Annotated in this window: 19 protein-coding genes; 14 read left to right on the top strand and 5 right to left on the bottom strand. The window is 60.0% G+C overall.

The window, feature by feature from the left end; genetic code table 11:
• Together B3F77_RS07825 and mdlC are read right to left on the bottom strand one after the other, a co-directional pair.
• Positions 1-944 (bottom strand): aldehyde dehydrogenase family protein (locus B3F77_RS07825; protein WP_293604417.1); only part of this gene is annotated, 944 nt, incomplete at its 3' end.
• A gap of 97 nt (positions 945-1,041) precedes the next feature.
• Positions 1,042-2,631: a benzoylformate decarboxylase gene (gene mdlC / locus B3F77_RS07820; RefSeq protein WP_293604416.1), complete on the bottom strand. Its 1,590-nt coding sequence runs from the start codon at positions 2,629-2,631 to the stop codon at positions 1,042-1,044.
• Positions 2,632-2,746: 115 nt separating this feature from the next.
• Here mdlC and B3F77_RS07815 point away from each other — a divergent pair, with 115 nt between their 5' ends.
• The 7 genes from B3F77_RS07815 to B3F77_RS07785 all read left to right on the top strand — a co-directional run bounded on the left by B3F77_RS07815 (position 2,747) and on the right by B3F77_RS07785 (position 11,376).
• Positions 2,747-3,670 carry a LysR family transcriptional regulator gene (locus B3F77_RS07815; RefSeq protein WP_293604415.1) on the top strand — a complete coding sequence of 308 codons (924 nt, stop codon included), beginning with the start codon at positions 2,747-2,749 and terminating at the stop codon, positions 3,668-3,670.
• 300 nt (positions 3,671-3,970) lie between these two features.
• Positions 3,971-5,233, top strand: coding sequence for an Nramp family divalent metal transporter (locus B3F77_RS07810; protein ID WP_293604414.1), 1,263 nt, complete (start codon positions 3,971-3,973; stop codon positions 5,231-5,233).
• 150 nt (positions 5,234-5,383) lie between these two features.
• Entirely contained in the window at positions 5,384-6,991 is a 1,608-nt protein-coding gene (locus B3F77_RS07805; RefSeq protein ID WP_293604413.1) for an ABC transporter ATP-binding protein, read from the top strand.
• Entirely contained in the window at positions 6,978-8,075 is a 1,098-nt protein-coding gene (locus B3F77_RS07800) for an ABC transporter permease (protein WP_293604412.1), read from the top strand. Before B3F77_RS07805 ends, B3F77_RS07800 begins: the two co-directional genes overlap by 14 nt.
• On the top strand, positions 8,075-8,995 hold the full coding sequence (locus tag B3F77_RS07795; RefSeq protein WP_293604411.1) for an ABC transporter permease: 921 nt from the start codon (positions 8,075-8,077) through the stop codon (positions 8,993-8,995). Before B3F77_RS07800 ends, B3F77_RS07795 begins: the two co-directional genes overlap by 1 nt.
• A 91-nt stretch (positions 8,996-9,086) precedes the next feature.
• Positions 9,087-10,241, top strand: coding sequence for a BMP family ABC transporter substrate-binding protein (locus tag B3F77_RS07790; RefSeq protein ID WP_293604410.1), 1,155 nt, complete (start codon positions 9,087-9,089; stop codon positions 10,239-10,241).
• A 94-nt stretch (positions 10,242-10,335) separates the two neighbouring features.
• Positions 10,336-11,376 carry an adenosine deaminase gene (locus B3F77_RS07785; RefSeq protein WP_293604409.1) on the top strand — a complete coding sequence of 347 codons (1,041 nt, stop codon included), beginning with the start codon at positions 10,336-10,338 and terminating at the stop codon, positions 11,374-11,376.
• 28 nt (positions 11,377-11,404) lie between these two features.
• Here B3F77_RS07785 and B3F77_RS07780 read toward each other — a convergent pair whose 3' ends face one another.
• Entirely contained in the window at positions 11,405-11,608 is a 204-nt protein-coding gene (locus B3F77_RS07780) for a hypothetical protein (RefSeq protein WP_293604408.1), read from the bottom strand.
• A 74-nt stretch (positions 11,609-11,682) separates the two neighbouring features.
• Between B3F77_RS07780 and B3F77_RS07775 the strand changes: the two genes are divergently transcribed.
• Entirely contained in the window at positions 11,683-12,609 is a 927-nt protein-coding gene (locus tag B3F77_RS07775) for a ketopantoate reductase family protein (RefSeq protein ID WP_293604407.1), read from the top strand.
• Positions 12,610-12,762: 153 nt separating this feature from the next.
• Here B3F77_RS07775 and B3F77_RS07770 read toward each other — a convergent pair whose 3' ends face one another.
• Both B3F77_RS07770 and B3F77_RS07765 read right to left on the bottom strand, forming a co-directional pair.
• Positions 12,763-13,299 (bottom strand): carboxymuconolactone decarboxylase family protein, encoded by a 537-nt coding sequence (locus B3F77_RS07770; protein ID WP_293604406.1) that lies wholly within the window; start codon positions 13,297-13,299, stop codon positions 12,763-12,765.
• 75 nt (positions 13,300-13,374) lie between these two features.
• Positions 13,375-14,283 (bottom strand): LysR substrate-binding domain-containing protein, encoded by a 909-nt coding sequence (locus B3F77_RS07765; RefSeq protein WP_293604405.1) that lies wholly within the window; start codon positions 14,281-14,283, stop codon positions 13,375-13,377.
• Between the two features lie 114 nt (positions 14,284-14,397).
• On the opposite strand from B3F77_RS07765, the gene B3F77_RS07760 reads away from it, so the two are divergent.
• From B3F77_RS07760 to B3F77_RS07735, 6 genes are all read left to right on the top strand, one after another.
• Positions 14,398-15,597, top strand: a complete 1,200-nt coding sequence (locus B3F77_RS07760) for an ABC transporter substrate-binding protein (RefSeq protein ID WP_293604404.1) — start codon at positions 14,398-14,400, stop codon at positions 15,595-15,597.
• A gap of 157 nt (positions 15,598-15,754) precedes the next feature.
• Entirely contained in the window at positions 15,755-16,612 is an 858-nt protein-coding gene (locus B3F77_RS07755; protein WP_293604403.1) for a branched-chain amino acid ABC transporter permease, read from the top strand.
• Positions 16,612-18,411: a branched-chain amino acid ABC transporter ATP-binding protein/permease gene (locus tag B3F77_RS07750; protein WP_293604402.1), complete on the top strand. Its 1,800-nt coding sequence runs from the start codon at positions 16,612-16,614 to the stop codon at positions 18,409-18,411. The genes B3F77_RS07755 and B3F77_RS07750 overlap by 1 nt, the downstream gene beginning before the upstream one ends.
• The gene (locus tag B3F77_RS07745; protein WP_293604401.1) at positions 18,392-19,138 is read left to right on the top strand and encodes an ABC transporter ATP-binding protein; all 747 of its coding nucleotides are present in this window, start codon (positions 18,392-18,394) and stop codon (positions 19,136-19,138) included. Before B3F77_RS07750 ends, B3F77_RS07745 begins: the two co-directional genes overlap by 20 nt.
• A gap of 12 nt (positions 19,139-19,150) precedes the next feature.
• Positions 19,151-20,260, top strand: a complete 1,110-nt coding sequence (locus B3F77_RS07740; protein ID WP_026778898.1) for a mandelate racemase/muconate lactonizing enzyme family protein — start codon at positions 19,151-19,153, stop codon at positions 20,258-20,260.
• A gap of 14 nt (positions 20,261-20,274) precedes the next feature.
• Complete coding sequence (locus B3F77_RS07735; RefSeq protein ID WP_293604400.1) at positions 20,275-21,360, top strand: mandelate racemase/muconate lactonizing enzyme family protein; 1,086 nt, start codon at positions 20,275-20,277, stop codon at positions 21,358-21,360.
• The last annotated feature ends 136 nt before the right edge of the window (positions 21,361-21,496 follow it).

Raw genomic sequence — 21,496 nt, 5'->3', positions numbered from 1 at the left:
CCCAGTGGCAGGCTGGCAGCTTTGGCAGCCAGCTTGGCTACGAATTCATCGGCAATGGCCTGGTCGACGATGATGCGCTCGGTGGACATGCAAATCTGCCCGGAGTTGGCAAAGGCACCAAAGGCGGCGGCATTCACCGCAGCGTCCAGGTCGGCATCGTCCAGCACCACCAGCGGTGCTTTGCCACCCAGCTCCAGCACCGCAGGCTTCAGGTACTTTGCGCAATGGCCCGCGATGATCTTGCCGACAGCGGTAGAGCCGGTGAAGTTCACGCGGCGCACTGCCGGGTGGGCAATCATTGCCTCCACCACGGCAGCGGCATCTGCCGGAGCGTTGGTGATGAAATTGACTACGCCTTGGGGCAAGCCGGCTTCCTGCAGCGCTTCAATGATCAGGCCATGGGTGGCTGGGCAAAGCTCCGACCCCTTGAGTACCACGGTGTTGCCGCAGGCCAGCGGCACGGCGACGGCCCGCACGCCCAGGATGACGGGCGCATTCCATGGGGCCATGCCCAGCACCACGCCTGCGGCTTGGCGCAAACCCATGGACAGGCTGCCAGGCACGTCCGAGGGGATTACGTCGCCGGTGATCTGGGTGGTCAGCGATGCGGCCTCCAGCAGGGTGTTCGCCGCCAGGTGCACGTTGAACCCGGCCCACAGGCCCGAGGCGCCGGTTTCAGCGGCCATGGCGGCGATGAAGGCGGGGGCTTTGGCTTCCAGCGCGTGGGCGGCTTTGGTCAGCAGCGCGCGGCGTTCGCCGGGGCCGGTGGCGGACCAGGCCGGGAACGCCTTGGCAGCGGCTTCGACGGCGGCGACGGCGTCTTGCACGGTGGCCGCCGGAGCGACAGTGGCGACCGTGCCGTCCAGCGGGTTGCGGCGCTCAAACGTGGCACCGTTGCCGGCGGCGATTTGTTCGCCGTTGATCAGAAGGGAAATGCGGTTCATGGTTTGTCTCCTGGTGCGAAAGGGTGGATGCTGAGCTGCTATAAAAGTGATAGCTTCTTGTGCCCAACGGGAAAGCACTGGCAGTGCTTTTTAATTATCATGCCACGTCCACTTCAAGCAGAATCGGACGGGGGGATCGCAAGGCGCCCTGCAACACGCTGGCGAGCTGGGCTGCATCGTGTACGTTCACGGCGTCGCAGCCTTGGCCTTTGGCGAGCGCGAGAAAGTCAAGCTCGGGCAGGTCGGTGCCTTGCAGGGTTTCGCCAGGCTTGAAGCCAAAAGTCGGCGCGAACTCCTGCAGCGCGGCGTAGCGGCGGTTTTTCAGGATGATGAAGGTGATGGGCAGTTTCAGTTGCGCCGCGCTCCACAGCGCCTGGATCGAATACATGCTCGAGCCATCGCCCAGCAGGCCGATCACCTTTTTGTCCGGCTTGGCCAGCGCCACGCCAACCGCTGCAGGCAGGCCATGGCCCAGGCCGCCGCTGCACATGGTGTAAAAAGTTTCGCTGTGCAGGATGGGCAGGTAGGCCTGCATGACTGGCCGCGAACTGGGCGCTTCCTCGACCACAATGGAATGCGGGTCACGTACTTCGGCCAGGGTTTGCATGACAAAGGCCACGCTCATCAGCGGGCCGGTAGCGTCAGGTTCAATGCGGGCGCGCGGTGCGCGCGGCTTGGGCCGTTCGCGTTGTGCCAGTGCGGGCGGTGCAGGGCGGGCCAGCAAATCTTGCACGCCCAGGCGGATGCCGCCCACGGCGGAGGTTCCCTCGGGTGCCCAGGCGGCAATGCCCGGGTCTTCAATCAGCTGCACCAACTGGGCACCGCCGGGCACGTGTGGGCCGGCACCCTCCACATGGTAGGTGAAGGCGGGAGCGCCCAACGCGAATATCAGATCGTGGCCGGCGAGCAACGCAACGATTTTTTCGCGCATGGCGGGCAGGAAACCGGCAAACAGACGGTGGTCCTCGGGAAAGCCGCAGCGGCCCGACATCGGGGCTACCCATACGGCGGCGTTGTGGCGTTCGGCCAAGCGCACCACGTCGTTCCAGGCTTGGTCCCGGTCCACTGCCGCACCGACCACGAAAGCCGGGCGCTTGGCGGCATCCAGGGCGTCACCGATAGCCGCCAGCACCTGCGGTTCGGGGCGGGTTTCGGTGCTGACCCGGCGGGGCGAGACGGGTTCACATTCGCGCGCCCAGTCATCGGCGGGAATCGACACCAGCACCGGGCCGCGCGGCTGTTGCATCGCGATGTAGTAGGCGCGCGCGATGGCCAGGGGAACGTCTTCGGCACGGGCGGGCTCGACGCTCCATTTGACGTAAGGTTTGGGCAGTTCGGTGGCTTGGCTAGAGAACAGAAACGGGTCGAAAGGCAGGATGGACCGCGCCTGCTGACCCGCCGTGATCACCATCGGCGTGCGGTTTTTGTGGGCGGTAAAGATGTTCCCCATCGCATGGCCAACGCCTGCAGCCGAATGCAGGTTCACAAAAGCGGCGTTGTGCGTGGCTTGGGCGTAGCCGTCGGCCATGCCGACCACGACGGACTCTTGCAGGCCCAGCACGTAGCGGAAGTCGTTCGGGAAATCAAGGAACAGCGGTAACTCCGTCGAGCCCGGGTTGCCAAAAATGGTGGTCATGTTGAAGGCGCGCAGCAAATCGAGCACGGCTTCACGGACAGTTGTCGTCATCAGTTGAGTCTCCAGTAACGGTGCGGAATGTGTGAGAAGGGGCAGCCGGATAGCGATCTTCGGCGGGTCTGTTTCATAAATCAATAAAATACAGAGACTATTTAATATTCGCCAAATGCATATCAACGACATTGACCTCAATCTTTTGCGTGTGTTTGATGCGGTATACCGCGCACGCAGCGTCAGCCGGGCAGCCGATTTGTTGGGTCTGACGCAGCCTGCCACCAGCCAGGGGCTGACCCGGCTGCGTTTGCTGGTGAAGGACGCGCTATTTGTGCGCGCCCCGGGCGGTGTAGCGCCGACGCCCAAGGCTGAGCGGCTGGCCGTGGCGGTGCAGTCGGCGTTGGGTACCCTGGAACATGCGCTGAACGAAGCCGAGCAGTTCAACCCGGCGCAGTCACGCAAGGTCTTTCGCATCCACATGAGCGATATTGGCGAGGCCCGCTTTCTGCCGGACCTGATGGTGGCGATGCGCCGGCTCGCTCCGGGCGTGCGCCTGGAAACCTCGCCGCTGGCCAGCAGCGACATCGCTCCGGCGCTGGACAGTGGGCGCATCGATTTTGCGTTCGGCTTTTTGCCCACGGTCAAAGACACGCAGCGCGTGCAGCTGCTCAAGGATCGCTACATCGTGCTGCTGCGGGGCGGCCACCCCTTCACCCGGCGGCGCCGCAGCGGCCAGGCACTGCTGGACGATCTGCGCCAGCTGGAGTTTGTGGCGGTGCGGACCCACTCCGACACGCTGCGCATTCTGGAACTGCTTCAGCTGGAAGACCGATTGCGCCTGACCACCGAACACTTCATGGTGCTGCCGGCCATTGTCAAAGGCACCGACCTGGGTGTGGTCATGCCGCGGAACATCGCACAGATCTTTGCCGCGGCCGGCGGTTACGCCATCATCGAGCCGCTGTTTCCTTTGCGCGATTTCACGGTGTCGCTGCACTGGAGCAGACGTTTCGAGGCCGATCCAGGCAACCAGTGGCTGCGCCAGACCATAGCGGCCCTGTTTTCCGAGACGTCCGGCGGCAAGGCAACACGGTAAGGCAGCGGGTAAGGCCCCACTTCTGGAACGTCGGAAGACAAAAGTGGCGCCGCAAATCTGAATGGCGCTACAAGTGGAAACTCCGGGCAGGTAGCTGGATCCGTACCTGGACCGCAACGATGCTACGGTTACTTTGCCTCGCTGGGCGATCTGGTTGCCACGGGGCCGCCGCACACCCCTGTCAATGAGTTTAGAATGCTATTGATTTGATAGCATCCGCCGCCCGTGATTATTGGGATACAGCCTGTTTTTATTAAAAACAGGCGGAGGCTGTCGCTGCGCTATGTTAGGCTCCCGGCCATGTTGAAACGCATTCCCTCTTTCCTGCGCCATGTCGGCCCGGGCGTGGTCACCGGTGCCGCCGATGATGACCCGTCCGGCATCGCCACGTACACGCAGGCGGGCGCGCAGTTTGGCACAGGGCTGGTCTGGACGGTGTTTTTGTCGCTGCCTTTCATGATCGCCATCCAGCTGGTCAGTGCCAGAATCGGGCGCGTCACCGGCAAGGGCGTGGCCGCCAACCTGCTCGAGCACACGCCGCGGTCTTTCCTGATGGCCATGGTGGCGCTGCTGGTGATGGCCAACACCATCAATATCGCCGCCGATATTTCCGCCATGGGCGAGGCGCTGCAATTGGTGGTGGGGGGTGGTGAGCACTTCCATTCGGTGGTTTTTGGCGTGATCACGGTGCTGCTTCAGGTGTTTGTGCCCTACCGCAAGCTCGCCCCCATCCTGAAGTGGCTGACACTGTTTCTGTTTGCCTACGTGATCGCCGTGTTTCTGGTGCAGGTGCCATGGGGTCTGGTTCTTTACGACCTGGTGATTCCGAAGCTGCAATGGACATCCGATTACTGGATGATGATTGTGGCGTTGCTGGGCACGACGATTTCGCCCTACCTGTTTTTCTGGCAGGCCTCGCAGGAAGTTGAAGAGTTGCGTCTGAAGGGCGCGGGGCAAGGGACCGAAGCGCAAATACGCCGCGATCTGCGGCGCGTCAAGCGAGACACCTACATCGGCATGTTTTTTTCCAATGCCATCGCATTTTTCATCATGGTGCTGGGTGCCGCCGTGCTGTACACGGCCGGTATTCGCGACATCACGTCCGCTGCGCAGGCGGCGCAGGCGCTGCGTCCGCTGGCCGGTGAATTTGCATTTGCCCTGTTTGCCAGCGGCATTATTGCCACCGGCATGCTGGCCGTTCCGGTGCTGGCGTCCTCCGCGGCCTATGCCGTTGCCGAAGCGATTGGCTGGCCCGAAGGCCTGGAACGGCGCTGGTTTGAAGCCAAGCGCTTTTACGCCATCATCACGCTCGCCACGCTGGTGGGCACCGGGCTGGACTTCACGCCCATCGACCCCATGAAAGCGCTCTACTGGAGCGCCGTGATCAACGGCGTGGTGGCGGTTCCCATCATGGTGGGCCTGATGCTGCTGGCCGGCAAAAAGTCGGTGATGGGCCGCTTTACCTCGGGTTTCAAGACAACCTGGTTTGGCTGGGGCGGTGTGGCGGTGATGGCCTTTGCCGTGTTGATGATGTTCCAGGATCTGGTTCGCCAGCTTTTTTAAGGACGCGCAGGCGCGGGGCGCCATTTTCTGCTTCACCGTGGTGCGGGTGAAAGCCGTGGCTTAATTGCTACTAAAATAATAGCTGCTACCGCCCGTCATTAAAGGGTTAGATGCCTAAAATATCAAAAAATATCAAGTATTCAGAAAGTCATGACCGCTTCGCCTCCCCTCACTGAAAGCCGCGCAGGCATCGCGCCCCGGCTGCAGCTCTCTGGCATTACCAAGCGCTACCCCGGCGTGGTTGCCAACAGCGGGATCGCGCTGGCCGTGCAGCCCGGCGAGATCCATGCCGTGCTCGGCGAAAATGGCGCGGGCAAGTCCACGCTGATGAAAATCATCTATGGCTCGGTCAAAGCCGACGCCGGCAGCGTGGCCGTGGACGGCCAACCCGTGGTGGTGCGCAACCCGCAAGAGGCGCGCGCGCTGGGCATCAGCATGGTGTTTCAGCACTTCAGCCTGTTTGATACCCTGACGGTGGCCGAAAACGTCTGGCTCGGCTTGGACAAACACCTGAGCCTGGCCGAGGTGTCCCAGCGCATCACGCAAACCGCGCGAGCGTACGGCTTGCCTCTGGACCCGGTCCGGCCGGTGCACACGCTGAGCGTGGGCGAGCGTCAGCGCGTGGAGATCGTGCGGGCACTGCTGACGCATCCCAAGCTGCTGATCCTCGACGAGCCAACGTCGGTGCTCACGCCGCAAGCCGTCGAGAACCTGTTTGTCACGCTGCGCCAGCTGGCCGACCAGGGCTGCAGCATTTTGTACATCAGCCATAAACTGCATGAAATTCGCGCGCTGTGCACGGCCTGCACTGTACTGCGCGGCGGGCGCGTCACGGGCGAATGTGATCCGCGCCAGGAATCCAATGCCTCGCTGAGCCGCCTGATGATTGGCGCCGAGCCGCCAGCGCTGGAGCACCGCGAGGTGCAGACGGGCGACATCGTGCTGGACGTCAGGCAGCTGGAGCTGGCCAAAGACGAAGAGTTTGGGGTGGACCTGCACCAGATTGCGCTGCAGGTGCGCGCCGGTGAGGTGGTGGGCATTGCCGGTGTCTCGGGCAACGGCCAAAAGGAGTTGTTGTACGCGCTGTCGGGTGAAGACACGCGGGCCGCCGCAGCGGCGATTGTCGTCAAGGGCCAGAACGCCGGCAAGCTGAGCCCGGGTCGCCGCCGCGCGCTGGGGCTGCACTTTGTGCCTGAAGAGCGCCTGGGGCGTGGTGCGGTGCCTTCACTGTCGCTGGCCCGCAACCTCCTGCTCACGCGCAAAGAGGCCGTGGGCACCGGCGGCTGGCTCAAGGGCAGCCCGTTGCAGGCTCAGGCCCAGCGGATCATCGCGCGCTACAACGTCAAGTCGGGTGGTCCGCAGGCCATCGCCAAGTCCCTGTCCGGCGGCAATTTGCAAAAATTCATCATGGGCCGCGAGATCGATGCGGGGCCGGCGCTGCTCATCGTCTCGCAGCCCACCTGGGGGGTGGACGTGGGCGCGGCAACGCAGATACGCGGCGAGCTGTTAAAGCTGCGCGATGCCGGTTGCGCCGTGCTGGTGGTGAGCGAAGAACTCGACGAACTGTTTGAAATTTGCGACCGCCTGTACGTGATGGCCAAGGGCCAGCTCTCGCCGTCCCTGCCGCGCGCCAAAGCGACGGTGGCGCTGGTCGGGCAGTGGATGAGCGGATTATGGGAACTTGCGGGACAGACCGCAGCCGCACAGCGGCAAGCTCTGTCCCCAACTGATCAAAAGGCTGTCCATGCCGCAACTTGAAGTCCGGCCGCAACCCTCCTCGTTCTGGACTTACGCCTCGCCCATTCTGGCACTGCTGGTCACGGTGGTGATTGGCGTGCTGCTGTTCGCGGCGCTTGGCAAAGACCCGGTTAAAGGCCTGCAGGTGTTTTTCTGGGAGCCCATCAAATCACCCTATGCCCTGAGCGAGTTGATGGTCAAGGCGACGCCCCTGTTGATCATTGCACTGGGCCTGGCCGTGTGCTTTCGCTCCAACGTCTGGAACATCGGCGCCGAAGGGCAGTTTGTCATGGGCGCGGTGGCAGCGGGCGGCGTGGCCCTGCTGGCCGGCAAAACCACCGGCCCCTGGATCATTCCGGTCATCTTGGCTGCAGGTGTGCTGGGCGGCATGGTGTGGGCCGGTATCACCGCCTTGCTGCGCGACCGCTTCAATGCCAACGAAATCCTCGTCAGCCTGATGCTGGTTTATGTGGCCGACATGGTGCTGAACTACCTGGTGTTTGGCCCCTGGAAGGACCCGGCCGGCTACAACTTTCCACAAACCAAAACCTTTGAGGTCGTGACGCAAATCCCGCGCTTGATGCAGGGCTCGCGCGTCAACATCGGCATCTTGCTGGCGCTGGCGGGCGTGGCGGGGCTGTGGCTGTACCTGTTTCGCACCTACGCCGGATTCACCCAGGAGGTCAGCGGCCTGGCACCCGCCGCTGCGCGCTATGCCGGTTTTTCCTCGCGCCGCGCCTTGTGGGTGGCGCTGCTGGTGTCCGGCGGGGCGGCGGGCCTGGCCGGTGCGCTGGAGGTGGCGGGTCCGATTGGCCAGCTCACGCCCTATGTGCCTGCGGGCTACGGTTTTGCCGCCATCATCGTGGCGTTTGTCGGGCGGCTGCATCCGGTGGGCATCGTGTTCTCAGCCCTGCTGATGAGCATGTTCTACATCGGCGGCGAGCTGGCGCAGTCACGTCTGGGCTTGCCCAAGTCACTGACGGGCGTGTTTCAGGGGCTGCTGCTGTTCAATCTGCTGGCCTGCGACACCTTGATTGCCTACCGATTCAAATTTCCCAAATCGCTTTTAACGTCAATTTCTGCATCATTCAAAGGAGGCCGCTGATGGATTCCACGGCCTTGCTGGTGGCCTCCACCTTCAGCGCCGGCACCGTGCTGGCCATTGCGGCGCTGGGCCTGCTCATCAATGAAAAAGCCGGCATCGTGAACCTGGGCGCCGAAGGCATGATGCTGTGCGCCGCCATTGCCGGTTTTGCCACGGTGGTGCATACCGGCAACATATGGCTCGGTTTTGTTGCGGGCATGGCAGCGGGGGCAATACTTGCGGCGATGTTTGGCGTGCTGGTGATCTGGCTCAATACCAATCAGTACGCCACCGGGTTGGCCTTGAGCATTTTCGGTTCGGGCTTTTCGGCGTTTGCGGGCATTAACTATGTGCAGCAAAAGCTGCCTGAGCAGTCGCAGTTTTCAATTCCGGTGCTTAGCGATATTCCCTTCCTCGGCCTGGCGCTGTTCCGCCAGCACCCCATGGTCTATATCGCGATGGCATTGACCGGTGGGCTGATCTGGTTTTTGTACCGCACGCGTGCTGGCCTGGTGCTGCGCTCGGTGGGCGAAAGTCCCGAGTCAGCCCATGCGCTGGGTTATCCGGTGCGGCGTATCCGGTTGGCCGCCGTGGTGGCTGGCGGGGCGCTGTGCGGGCTGGCGGGTGCCTATGTGTCGGTGGTGTACACGCCGCTGTGGGTGGAGGGCATGATCGCCGGCAAAGGCTGGATCGCGCTGGCGCTCACCACGTTTGCCACCTGGCGCCCGGCCCGGGTCTTGCTTGGGGCTTACCTGTTTGGTGGCGTGACCATGTTGCAGTTTTACCTGCAGGGGCTGGGGGTCGATGTACCGAGCCAGTTTTTGACTGCGTTGCCCTACCTGGCCACCATCGTGGTACTGGTGCTGATTTCGCGTAATCCGCTGTGGATACGTGTGAACATGCCCAGCTCGATTGGCAAGCCCTTCTACCCGGAAGCTTGAGTTACCGGCCGCATAATTGGTTTTTTCACCTCTCCGCAGAAATTTTTTTCGTAAACCTTTTCATTGTTCCCTTCAACGAAAGCTAGATGACATGACTGACCTGCAAAAACGTTCCCTGCTCAAGCTGGCGGCATTGACTGCCGTAGCCTCAGCAGCTCTGATGGGCTGCGGCAAGAAGGAAGAGCCGGCTCCCGCGCCAGTCTCGGCGCCTGTGGCCGCACCGGAACCGGCCAAAGTGGAACCTTTGAAAGTTGCATTTGCCTACGTCGGCCCCGTCGGCGATGGCGGCTGGACCTATGCCCATGACAATGGCCGCAAGGCGGTTGAGCAGGCCTATGGCGACAAGGTCGTCACCAGTTTTGTTGAAAAGGTGCCCGAGTCTGCCGATGCCGAACGCGTCATCCGCGACATGGCTCAGCAGGGCAACAAGCTGATTTTTGGCACCACCTTCGGTTACATGGAGCCCATGCTCAAGGTCGCGGGCGATATCAAGGACGTCAAGTTCGAGCACGCCACCGGCTACAAAACCGCCGACAACATGCGCACCTATGACAGTCGCACCTACGAAGGCGCTTACATGGCCGGCGTGGTGGCGGGCAAGATGAGCAAGTCGGGCACGCTGGGCGTGGTCGGTTCGGTGCCCATTCCTGAAGTGGTGCGCAACATCAACAGCTTCACGCTGGGCGCCCAGTCGGTCAACCCCAAAATCAAGACCAAGGTGGTCTGGGTCAATGAGTGGTTCAACCCGCCCAAGGAAACCGAAGCTGCCACCGCGTTGATCAACGGCGGCGCCGATGTCCTGTTCCAGAACACCGACTCTTCCGCCGTGCTGCAGACCGCCGAGAAAATGGGCAAGCGCGCCTTTGGCTGGGACTCTGACATGACCGCCTATGGCCCGAAAGCCCACCTGGCTTCTGCCGTGATCAACTGGGGCCCGTATTACGTCAAGACCGTGGGTGAAGTCCTCGAAGGCAAGTGGACGGGAAACTCGGGTTCCTGGTGGGGCGTGAAGGAAGGCGCGATTGATCTGGTGTCGATTGCCGCCGACGTGCCCGACGAGACCAAAAAACGCATCGACGAAGTCAAGGCCGGCCTGAAGGACGGCAGCTTTGCCATCTGGAAAGGCCCGATCATGGACAACACCGGCAAAGTGCTGGTCGCCAAGGATGTGGTCGCCGACGACAAGTTTCTGGGCGGCCTGAAAACCTACGTCAAGGGCGTGGAAGGCAAAGTTCCCGGCAACTGATCCTGGTGAGCAACGCTCCGCGCCTTCGGGACGGAGCGTTCGCACTGTCAGTTTCTCGGCTGCCTTCGGGCGGCTTTTTTGTTTTGGAGTTGCAATGAACCCGCTTAAACCCGTTGCTGCCGAGCGCTTGCCCGACCTGCTCAGGCGAATGCCCAAAGCCGAACTGCACATTCACATTGAAGGCTCGCTGGAACCTGAGCTGATTTTTGCGCTGGCGCAGCGCAATGGCGTGGCCTTGCCCTATGCCAGTGTGGAGGAACTGCGCAGCGCCTATGCCTTCACCAATTTGCAGAGCTTCCTCGATATTTATTACGCCGGTGCCAGCGTGCTGCTGAAAGAGCAGGACTTCTACGACATGACACGGGCTTATCTGCTGCGCGCAGCCCAGGACAAGGTGCTTCACGCCGAGTTGTTTTTCGACCCGCAGACGCACATGGCACGGGGCGTGGGCATGGAAACCGTCATCAACGGCCTGCACCGCGCTTGTGTCGATGCGAAGGTCGAGCTGGGTATCAGCGCCTCATTAATCCTGTGTTTTCTTCGCCACCTCAGTGAAGAAGAGGCCTTTGAAACGCTGGAGAAAGCCTTGCCTTTTCGCGACAAGCTGATCGGCGTGGGACTCGATTCCGGCGAGCTTGGCAACCCGCCCGAAAAGTTTGCACGCGTGTTTGCGCGCTGCCGTGCGCTGGGCTTTCATCGGGTGGCGCATGCCGGTGAAGAAGGACCACCCGCTTATGTGTGGACGGCGCTCGATGTGCTCAAGGTCGAGCGGGTGGACCATGGTGTTCAGGCCAGCCAGGACGCGGCCTTGATGCAACGCCTCGCAGCCGACCGCATCCCGCTCACCGTGTGCCCACTGTCCAATCTCAAGCTGTGCGTGTTCCCTAATCTGGCCCACCACAACCTGCGCCAGCTGCTTGATGCAGGGCTGGTAGCGACCATCAATTCGGATGATCCGGCTTACTTTGGCGGCTACATGAATGACAACTTCACGCAAACCTTTGCCGCTCTGACGCTCAACGCCCGGCACGCCTACACGCTGGCGCGCAACAGTTTTGAGGCCAGTTTCATCGAAGCCTCAGCCAGGCAGCTCTATGTGGACCGGCTGAACGAATTCTTCGAAACGTTTCAATAATACTAATTTGTTTTCAATGATATGGAAATTATCCGTATTCGAAACGCGTCAGCGGCAAGCCATCGACGAACTTGACCGCCAGCAGCATGGCCAGGAAGTCGACACTGGCCTCAGACGATGCTGCCTCGACAGGGATGGGGTCAATGTCTTGTGCGTCTGTTGTCGATTGCGCCAATGCTTCGGCTTCATCGAATAAGTGAATCTGGCCGGAGAGTTGCTTGGCTGCCGCCACGCGCCGCTTGTTTGTTCTGGCTGCTATTCCGCCGTAGACTTATCATCGAATGATCATTCAATAAAGAGCGAACAATGAAGATTGCGGTGATGGGATCCGGCGGGATCGGTGGGTACCTTGGTGCCAGGTTGGCCAAGAGCGGTTGCGATGTCACCTTCATTGCCCGAGGCAGCCACCTCGCGGCCATCAAGGCCAATGGTCTGAAGCTCACGAGTCAATTGGGTGACGTGCACCTGAAGGATGCGAAGGTCACCGCCGACCCTCGCGAAGTCGGTCGTGTGGATCTGGTGCTGTTCTGTGTCAAGCTGTGGGACACCGAATCCACAGCCGAGATGATCCGACCGCTCATTGGCAAGGAAACCGCAGTTATCTCGTTCCAAAACGGCGTAGTCAAGGACGATATCCTGATTGCGGCACTCGGTATGGATGCGGTCATCGGCGGCGTTTGCTATATCGCGGCCACCATCGCCGAACCGGGCGTGATCGCGCATACCGGCGCGATGCAGAAACTTGTGTTCGGCGAGTACGACGGTCGAAAGTCCGAACGGATTCAGCGCTTCCACGAGGCCTGCGTGCGCGCCGGTATTGACGCCGAGATCAGTGACTGCATCAGCAAGACAATCTGGGAAAAGTTCGTCTTCCTGGTCGGGCTGTCAGCCACCACTTCAGCAACGCGATGCCCGATTGGGAATGTGCGCTCCAACCCACGATCTCGCCAATTGCTAGCCGACGTGATGCAGGAAGTTGTCGATGTCGCGATTGCACAAGGAGTGCATCTCGCGCCGGACTTCGTCGACAACCGGCTGCGTTTTTGCGATCAGCTGCCAGAGAGCATGACCTCGTCGATGCACAACGACTTGGAACGAGGTAATCGACTGGAGGTTGAGTGGCTGAGCGGCGACGTTAGCCGCCGTGGTGAGAAGCTCGGGGTCCGGACGGCGGTCAATACCGCGGTCTACGACATCCTGGCGCTTCATGCGAACGGTCGACACAATGGCTGAAGCGACCAGCCGGGTCGCGCTGCGGGCCATCTCAACGAAGTTGGGGCTTCGCGTTAGTAAAGACCGGCGAGTGTTCCGACATCCACGCCAAGGCCGCCCATACCGCGCGTTAAAAAACTTCCGCTTTGAGCCTGGCTGGCTGGAGGCCGCCACTCAGTGTTCCATCTCCACATTCAGCGTTACGAGAAATCGCGACACCATATTGAAGGTGGCGACTACCATGATCAACTCAACCATGTGCCGATCGCTGGGCAGCGCTTCGCGGAGCGCCGCAAAGGCAGCATCGCTGACGCCAACATTGCGAGTCATCTCCAGGGCGACCCGAATCGTCGCGCGTTCGTCGGCGCCAAACAAGGTCCCATCGTGACTGGCTGCTTCCGGTGTGCGTAAAGCCTCGACCTGCTGCGGCGTGCCACCGGCGTGGAGGAATTGGGGCGCATGTTGCTGGAATCCGTACTCCGCGCCATTCAGTTGCGAGACGACGCAAGCAGCCAGCTCCCGCAATTTGGGCGGCAGCACCGACCCGGTTTTGAGCTCAGTGAGCAGCGCAGCCCAACCTTTGGCGAAAGGCGGGCTATGCAGCAGCATCCGATCCAGATGCAACAGCCCGCCGCCGCGACGGCTTCGCAGGACGTCAACAATTTCTTTCGGCTCGGTGATATCGGCCGGTGTATAAGGGATGCGAGGCATATGGGTACGGCCCTGGTGGTCGCGTGAAGGCGGGGGTGGTTGAGGTTCCAAGAAAAATCTCGCAAGAACTGTAACCTAGATTTTTTTGCTCGCCACCAGATTGGCCACGGCCGTGTGAATGGATTTGACGAAGGTCTTTGCGACTCTGGAAAGTTGCTCATGATGGGGTATGAGTAACTGCGCAGAAATCGGGGTGCTTGGGGTCAATTTAAGTGTCACGATATCGGTGAGGTCGGCATCAATCAAGATAAATGGATCCACCAGGGCAATGCCAAATCCTTGGCGCACCATGGTCAGGGCAGTCGACGATTGACTCACCTCGATCGCTACGCGTCGGCGCAGTCCGCGTAGATGGAAAAGCTTATCGATGGTCATCCCGAGCGGAAGAGTGGGACTAAAGGAGATGAGTGGAAAGCGCATCACGTCTTCCAGGTCGACATGCCCCTTGGTGGCCAACGGGTGCCCGACCGGCGCGATGCAGATCAATTCCGTTTTATGCAGGTCAATGATCGTGGTGCCCAGATAATTCTCCGGCGACAGAACCAATCCAAGGTCGACCTGGTCCATCGCGATCCGCTCGGCGACTTCATAGTTTGGCATATTGTGAATCGTGATCTGCACCTTCGGTCGGGCCGCGAAGAACAGTTCGATCGCCCTCGGCAAAACGGTATCCGCGAGCACTGCTGTCGTGGCGATCTGAATCGAGCCGGTCTTCATTTCCCGTAACTCTTCGGCCAGTCGCTGAAACCGCTCGACACCTTCAAATATGCGGTTGAGTTCTGGCAGCATCGTCTTTGCCTCGGAGGTCGGCTGCAATCTTCCCTGCTTGCGCATGAATAACGCAAACCCGATGCGTTGCTCGCAATCCTTGAGCAAACGACTGACTGCAGGTTGCGAGATCCCCGTTTGGTGCGCGGCATCGGTGACAGACCCGCTTAGGATCACCGAACGGATAATTTCTAATTGGCGTGTCGTGATGAGCATAATCAATCGTTATGTGGAATTGTGTAAAGCGCGCTTGACGCACCTTTCCCGGGCGGCATAGTATCAATAAAAAAATTAGTTCACTATTTCAGTGTATTAACAACGGAGACAAACATGACCGCTTCTTCATCGTCATATCTGACATCCATTGCGTTTGCATTCGGTATTGCCGCGCTTCCCATAGCCTCTCTGGCGCAGACCAGCCCAGCGCCGATCAAGATCGGCTGGCTGGTGGCACTCACCGGGCCCAACTCGTCACCTGGCATCGGCTTCGATCGTGGGCTCAAGTATGCGGTCGACGAAGTGAATCAAAGCGGTGGCATCAAGGGCCGCAAGCTTGAGATCGTCACCCGCGATACCCAAGGGGATCCGACGAAGGCCGTGAACGCAGCGCTGGAACTCATCAATAAGGAAAAAGTTGACTTCATGGTGGGGCCGACAAATTCCGGGGAAGGTTTGGCGACTACCCCGCTGATCGCGCGTCAGAAGATCCCGAGTATGGTGTACGGGGTGGTCGACACCCTGATCGATCCAGAGAAATATCCGTACACCTTCCGTATTCTGCCGGCGAATAAGCAGTGGACCGAAGCGGCGCACAACTATATTCTGAAAACGCTGAAGGCCAAGAACATCGCCATCATCGGCGATGCCAGTGGCTACGGTACTGCCACGGTCAATCTGTCGGAGCAGGAATTGAAAAAGCAGGGCGCCAACATCAGCTACAAAGCCCTGATCGAAGCCAATCAAAGTGACGTTACGACGGATATCCAGAAAGCCAAAAATTCCGGCGCTGACGTTGTGCTGCTCTGGAGCGACTCGGCAGCGCTCAATGCGCGGTTGATCAACGCCCGTGCGGAAGCGAATTGGACGGCGCCGATCGTGGGCCATCCGGCATTGGGTTCCGGCGCGATCAAGGCGTTGCTGACAAAACCGGAGAACTGGAACGCGGTGTACAACATTGGTTACAAGCAGACCAGTTTCGATAAGGACGGCAAGCTGCCGGAGGACACTGCCAAATTCCTGGCGGCGGTGGTCAGCAAGAAGGTCAGGGTCGATGACACCACCTTGTGGTGGATCGCGGCTGGCAACGACGCAGTGCAATTGATTCGCCGCGGGTACGAGGGAAGCGGCACCAGTAAGCCGGATGACGTTAAAAAAGCCTTGGAATCACTCCAGGGTTTTACCGGGGCTTTCGGACACTACACCTACACCGCTACCAATCATAATGGCTACGATGTCAACGACATCGTCATGAATCGCGCAGATTCGTTCAAAGACGGATCCTACACGCTGGCGCCGGGTTACAGCAAGTAATCCGCTTCGAAACGATTCAGCGCCGAACGTAAGCAGCAAATCGGGGAAGGCCCGCGTCGGTGCAGTCCGCCGCCGGCTGGACTTTGCCTGGCGTTTCGGGTTTACCCTTGATTGCGCGGTGCGCGTTCGCCATCACCACAGCAGGAAACTTTCTTAAATGATACTAAGCATTCTTATCGCGGGCGTGGCCATCGGCTCGATCTACGCGATGATCGGCATCTGCTACAACATCATGTACTCGACCTCCAAGGTCCTCAGCTTCACCTCTGGTCAGCTTGGAATGATCGGTGCGGTATTTGGGGCATGGTTCATTGGCGACTTGCAATGGCCGATATGGCTTGGCTTTCCGGCGGCGATGCTGGTCGGAATTGCTTTTGGCTTCATCACGGAATTGATTGCGGTGCGCCCGGTGCTGAAGAACATTGAGCAGCACTTTTACGTGTTGAGCACGCTGGCCTTCGCATTGATGGTGCAAACCGCCGCGGCAATTTGGTGGGGGACCGAACCGAGGCCGTTCCCGACGCTGATTGGTCTTGGCGCGGGCGCACTGGCAGAGAAATACTGGCTGCCGGTGGTCGTCTGCCTGCTGACCATGGTGACAATTGACCTGTTTTACCGCAAGACCCTATGGGGGCGCGCGTTCACGGCGATTTCGGAAGATCCCGGCGCGGCGCTGGCGCTCGGCATCCCTGAGCGACGCATGCGTGTCATCAGCTACGGGCTGGCGGGCTTCGTGGGGGCGCTGGCGGGTTTCGTTGGCGGTCAGCTACTCTTCGCCTTCTTCGCGATTGGTGCACTGCTCACCTTCTATGGTTTCATCCCCATTGCCATCGGCGGTATCGGCAGCAATCGCGGCGCGCTGGTGGGCGGCTTGGCCGTCGGCATCCTGCAGCAGGTCGCCAACTATCTTGTCGGCGGCGTATTTGTTGGTGTCGTGACCTTCGCCCTGTTCATTGCGGTGTTGGTGCTGGTACCACAAGGTCTGTTTGGCAGTAGCGTAGCGAGGAGGGTGTAATGTCGACTTTTTCAAATGCAGTCAAAGGGGTCGCGAATCCTGCGAACCCGGGTCGTCTGATCAGCCAGTTCGCGCCTCTCGCATTGGCCTTGCTGGTGGCTGGCATCCTGCCGAGTTTCGTGGATAACTACTGGATCCAGATTGCCTCCCTGGCGTGCATTTACTGGGTGTTGATCGCCGGGCTGAATCTGATTGTCGGCTACGCCGGCCAGCTGGCCATCGGCTTCGTCGGTCTGCTGGCGATTGGTGCATACACCGCAGCCATTCTGTGCGAGAAATTGGGGGTGCCCTCGCTGGTGGCCCTGGTCCTCGCGGGGTGCAGCGGTGCCTTCTTTGGGTTTGTGATCGGACTGCCGTCGCTGCGGCTCAAGAACTTCTACTTTGCGATGACGACCTTAGGCTTTGCCACGATCGTGACCCAGGTCGCGCTGGGTTGGGAAAGTCTCACTGGCGGTGGCATTGGACTTCCCGGCCCGGTCTTTCCAGCTCCGTTCAATTCGTCCATCGGGTTTTACTACCTGGTGCTCGCGATGGCATTGATCGCCACCTATTTGCTACGCAATATCGCCATCAGCAACTTTGGTCGTGGGCTGATTGCCGTGCGCGATGCCGAGGTGGCCGCCGAGGCAATGGGCGTGCCGGTTGTGCGCCTGAAGTTGGTCACATTCACCTTCAGCGGCGGCCTGGCTGGCCTGGCGGGGGCTCTTTACGCCGCACGCCAGACGTACATCACTCCCGACGCATTCACCTTTGACCTTTCCGTGATGTTTTTTATTGCGGTGCTCATCGGCGGCCGCGGCCGCATCGTGGGGCCAATGGTCGGTACCGCCATTCTGACGTTGTTGCCGGAAATCGCGGCGCCACTGGTGGCCTGGTCGACCTTTGCCTATGGGCTGTTGCTGCTGCTGGTCGTGTTGATCGTCCCAGGGGGGATGGCGGACTATCTCGACAGGATTTTTAAAAAACGGCCGATCGCCAATCGCATTACGGCACCCAAGGTGGGGGTTATTTCGGCCGTTATCTCCAGAGCGGGCGACAAGGCGGCCACACCCCTCATTGTCAAGAATGTAGCGCTGGCCTTTGGCGGCGTGCGGGCGCTCGATGGCGTCGATCTGGAGGTCCAGCCAGGCACCATTCACGGCTTGATCGGTCCCAACGGCAGCGGGAAAACGACCTTGCTCAATGTCATATCGGGTTACTACGCAGCAAACCAGGGGACGATCTGTTTTGGCGAACATGACATTGCCGGTTTGCCGGTGCAGTCCCGATCCCGTCTGGGCATCGCGCGCACCTTTCAGACGCCTCGTGTTCTGGGGAATTTGAGCGTGCTGGAAAACGCGATGCTCGGCGCCTATAGCCAGTTCTCCAGCAGTTTCCCGCTTACTGCGCTGGGATTGCCAGACAGTCGCCGCGAGGATAAGGCGATACGCGAGCGGGCCTACCAGGCACTCACCGCAGTGGGTCTGGCGCACTGCGCCGAATGCAGGGCGGATCAGTTGCAGCATACGGAACAGCGTTTTCTGGAGATCGCCCGTTGCCTCGTCATGCAGCCGAAAATATTGCTCCTCGACGAACCGGCCGCTGGCCTCGCGCACAATGAAATCGAGAACCTTGGGACCTTGATTGAAGAAATGTGCGCCCTGGGTGTCGCGGTCCTGCTGATCGAGCATCACACCGATCTGGTTTTCCGGATATCTGACCATGTCACCGTCCTCAATCTCGGCAAAGTGCTGGCTTCGGGAACCCCGTCTGAAGTCCGCACCAACAAGGAAGTGATCAATGCATACCTCGGCACCTGAGTTGGTCCGACCGCTGCTATCCGTCAAGGGGCTGGCAGCGGGATACGGCTCTTTACGCGTTATCGAAAATCTCGATATGTCGCTGGGACAGGGGGAAATCGTCGCACTGGTTGGACCAAACGGGGCTGGCAAGAGCACGCTCCTGAAAGCAATTTCCTCACTGATCCTGAAAACAGGGGGAACCGTGACGTTTGATGGCGATGACATCACCAGGCTTTCGCCGCGAGAGTGTGGCAAGCGTGGGTTGGTGCACGTGCTGGAAGGACACCGCGTCTTCGCCCCGCTGACGGTTGAGGAAAATTTGCTGCTGGCGGCATTTGACGTGCCGGCGGCGCGGCGGCTTGCGCTGGTCGAGGAAGCCTACGCCTTTTTCCCCGACATTGCGAAAAAGCGTCACGACAAGGCCGGGGCCTTGAGTGGGGGGCAGCAACAAATGCTGGCGGTCGGGCAAGGCATTGTGCGGCGACCAAAACTACTGATCCTTGACGAGCCCTCGGCCGGTCTTGCGCCAGTGCTGATTGACCGCGTGCTCGAGGTCGTGGAGAGCTTGCGTGCAAAAGGCGCAGCGATTCTGTTGGTAGAGCAAGCCGTGGAAAAGGCCCTGCGCGTGGCGGACCGCGTGTATGTCATGGTTCACGGAAAGCTCGTCCTGAACACCGACGCCGCGTCGGCGCGCGCACCAGGTGTGCTGGAAGCCGCCTATCTGGGCACCTCCACGAACCAATAAAAAAAGGTCGTCATGAAAATTACCTCGATAGAAACCTCCATTGTTTCCATTCCCTTTGACATGCATGCTCCGCCGCAGCTGTTCGCCGGGAAGCCATGGTCGCACATCGATACTCTGTTGGTGAAAGTGGAAACCGATGCCGGCATTACCGGCTGGGGCGAAGCCTTCGGTCATGTGGTCAATCAAGGAACCAAGGCAACACTGGACACGCTGGTAGCGCCCCTCTTCATCGGTCGGGATCCGCGTGACATCACTGGCTTAATGCAGGAAATGCAGCAGACGCTACACCTGCTCGGTCGCAATGGCTCTGTGATCTATGCCCTTTCCGGGATCGATATCGCGTTGTGGGATATTGTCGGCAAGCTTGCCAACCAGCCAATCTATCAGCTGCTCGGCGGCAGCAATCGGCGCAGCCTGACAGCCTACCAGTGCTTGCTGCGCTACACCGACCCGGTCCTGGTGGCAAAGAATTGCGCTGCCGGGTACGCTGAAGGCTATCGCTATTTCAAGCTGCACGAAATCACGCGTGAGGCCTTTCTCGCGGCCAAGGGCGCGGTTGGACCCGATGCGCACATCATGTTTGATACCAATTGCCCGTGGACAGTGGAGGAGGCCATCCGCATGGCGCAGAGTCTTAAGGACGATGGTCTGCACTGGCTTGAAGAGCCGGTCTGGCCGCCTGAAGACCATGCCGGCCTGGCACGTGTTCGGGCGCAAGGGATTCCGATTGCTGCTGGCGAAAATGCAGCCGGGTTGTTCGACTTCAAGAGCATGATGGACGCTGGCGCGATTGACATCGCCCAGCCGAGTGTGACAAAAATTGGTGGTATCACGGAATTTCGCCGCATCCTTTCGCTGGCCGACGCTTACGGTGTCAGAGTTGCTCCGCACTCGCCCTATTTTGGGCCGGGCTTTATTGCAACACTCCATCTTGCTGCCGCAATGCCGAGCAATCCGCCGGTGGAATGCCTGTGGATGGATGCAGAGGCACGTCTCTTTGGGGATTACGTCCTTCCGAAAAACGGGCAACTGCCTGTGCCTCAAGGACCCGGTTTAGGCTGTGATCCCGATCCGGCTGTACTTGAACGCTACCTGATTGATGGCCCAACCGTTACCCGTTAAAGGAGTTCTTACCCATGAAAATTATCGATGTCAGAACTGAATCCGTCATTCTTCCGATGGCAGCACCGATTCACAGCGCATTAGGAGAAATTTCGCAGTTCGGATGCGTGCTGGTGCAAGTTGTCACCGACGCGGGAATAACCGGCGAGAACCTGGTGTTCACGCTCAATAACGTGCGCACCCCCGTGCTGCGCGAGATGGTGCACAGCCTGATCCCATTGGTCAAGGGCCGCGATGCGGGACATATCGGGAACTTCTGGTCACGGGCGTGGAAAGATATCAATTTTGTCGGCCACAAGGGGGTCTCGATCGTCGGCATTTCGGCCATCGACGGTGCGCTGTGGGACATACTCGGCAAAGCATCGGGCCTGCCGATTTATCGGTTGCTAGGCGGACATAGTCCGACTGTCCCGGCCTATCACAGCGGCGGCTTGTGGTTGTCCAGTTCGATCGATGCGTTGACGCGAGAGGCGCAGGACTTCGTCGGTCAGGGTTTCCAGGCCATTAAAATGCGCTTGGGTAGCGCCACCTTTAGCGAGGATGTAGCCCGGGTTCGTGCAGTGCGCGAAGCGATTGGACCGCAAGTGAAGTTGATGGCAGATGCCAATCAAGGAATGACCGTCAGCGGTGCGATTCGTCTTGGACGCATGCTGGAGGAATTTCAGCTTACCTGGTTCGAGGAGCCGCTTCCTGCCTACGATCTGGAAGGCGTGGCACGTGTCGCCGCGGCATTGGATACGCCGATTGCGAGCGGAGAGACGGAATACACCCGCTATGGATTCCGACAGATGCTCGAATTGAAATCGGCCGATATCCTGATGCCTGACTTGCAGCGGGTTGGCGGTGTCTCCGAGTTCGTCAAGGTTGCGCACATGGCCGAGGCCTATGACATCCCTGTATCGAGCCATCTCTTCAGTGAAATGAGCCTTCAGGTACTGGGTGGCCTGGCCAATGCGATGTATCTCGAGTACATGCCGTGGTTTTCGTCTCTCTACAACGAAGCGATCGAATTCAATCGCGGCAGCGCGGTGGTTCCGGAGCGTCCGGGCTGGGGCTTTACGTTTAATAAAGACTATATCAAGTCGCTTCAACCCTGTTGATCGACACCACGCGGCGGGGCACGGCATTCGGGTCTGCGGCCCTTTCCGGCGGTCGGCCTTCGTTAACTGCATGTTGTTATGGCTGAAAGGGGGCAGGAGGCAAAAGGCGTTTGGAAATATCTGTGCCGTGCCGTTG

Origin of the sequence: Polaromonas sp. UBA4122 (assembly GCA_002381615.1) — a bacterium.
In the GTDB taxonomy this organism is placed as follows: Bacteria; Pseudomonadota; Gammaproteobacteria; order Burkholderiales; family Burkholderiaceae_C; genus Polaromonas.
This window is presented reverse-complemented; position numbering and strand designations above follow the sequence as displayed.

Excerpts from the sequence above, each read along its gene's own strand:
- mdlC (WP_293604416.1), bottom strand. The coding sequence starts at position 2,631 with ATGACGACAACTGTCCGTGAAGCCGTGCTCGATTTGCTGCGCGCCTTC.
- B3F77_RS07815 (WP_293604415.1), top strand. The coding sequence starts at position 2,747 with ATGCATATCAACGACATTGACCTCAATCTTTTGCGTGTGTTTGATGCG.
- B3F77_RS07810 (WP_293604414.1), top strand. The coding sequence starts at position 3,971 with ATGTTGAAACGCATTCCCTCTTTCCTGCGCCATGTCGGCCCGGGCGTG.
- B3F77_RS07805 (WP_293604413.1), top strand. The coding sequence starts at position 5,384 with ATGACCGCTTCGCCTCCCCTCACTGAAAGCCGCGCAGGCATCGCGCCC.
- B3F77_RS07800 (WP_293604412.1), top strand. The coding sequence starts at position 6,978 with ATGCCGCAACTTGAAGTCCGGCCGCAACCCTCCTCGTTCTGGACTTAC.
- B3F77_RS07795 (WP_293604411.1), top strand. The coding sequence starts at position 8,075 with ATGGATTCCACGGCCTTGCTGGTGGCCTCCACCTTCAGCGCCGGCACC.
- B3F77_RS07790 (WP_293604410.1), top strand. The coding sequence starts at position 9,087 with ATGACTGACCTGCAAAAACGTTCCCTGCTCAAGCTGGCGGCATTGACT.
- B3F77_RS07785 (WP_293604409.1), top strand. The coding sequence starts at position 10,336 with ATGAACCCGCTTAAACCCGTTGCTGCCGAGCGCTTGCCCGACCTGCTC.
- B3F77_RS07775 (WP_293604407.1), top strand. The coding sequence starts at position 11,683 with ATGAAGATTGCGGTGATGGGATCCGGCGGGATCGGTGGGTACCTTGGT.
- B3F77_RS07770 (WP_293604406.1), bottom strand. The coding sequence starts at position 13,299 with ATGCCTCGCATCCCTTATACACCGGCCGATATCACCGAGCCGAAAGAA.
- B3F77_RS07765 (WP_293604405.1), bottom strand. The coding sequence starts at position 14,283 with ATGCTCATCACGACACGCCAATTAGAAATTATCCGTTCGGTGATCCTA.
- B3F77_RS07760 (WP_293604404.1), top strand. The coding sequence starts at position 14,398 with ATGACCGCTTCTTCATCGTCATATCTGACATCCATTGCGTTTGCATTC.
- B3F77_RS07755 (WP_293604403.1), top strand. The coding sequence starts at position 15,755 with ATGATACTAAGCATTCTTATCGCGGGCGTGGCCATCGGCTCGATCTAC.
- B3F77_RS07750 (WP_293604402.1), top strand. The coding sequence starts at position 16,612 with ATGTCGACTTTTTCAAATGCAGTCAAAGGGGTCGCGAATCCTGCGAAC.
- B3F77_RS07745 (WP_293604401.1), top strand. The coding sequence starts at position 18,392 with ATGCATACCTCGGCACCTGAGTTGGTCCGACCGCTGCTATCCGTCAAG.
- B3F77_RS07740 (WP_026778898.1), top strand. The coding sequence starts at position 19,151 with ATGAAAATTACCTCGATAGAAACCTCCATTGTTTCCATTCCCTTTGAC.
- B3F77_RS07735 (WP_293604400.1), top strand. The coding sequence starts at position 20,275 with ATGAAAATTATCGATGTCAGAACTGAATCCGTCATTCTTCCGATGGCA.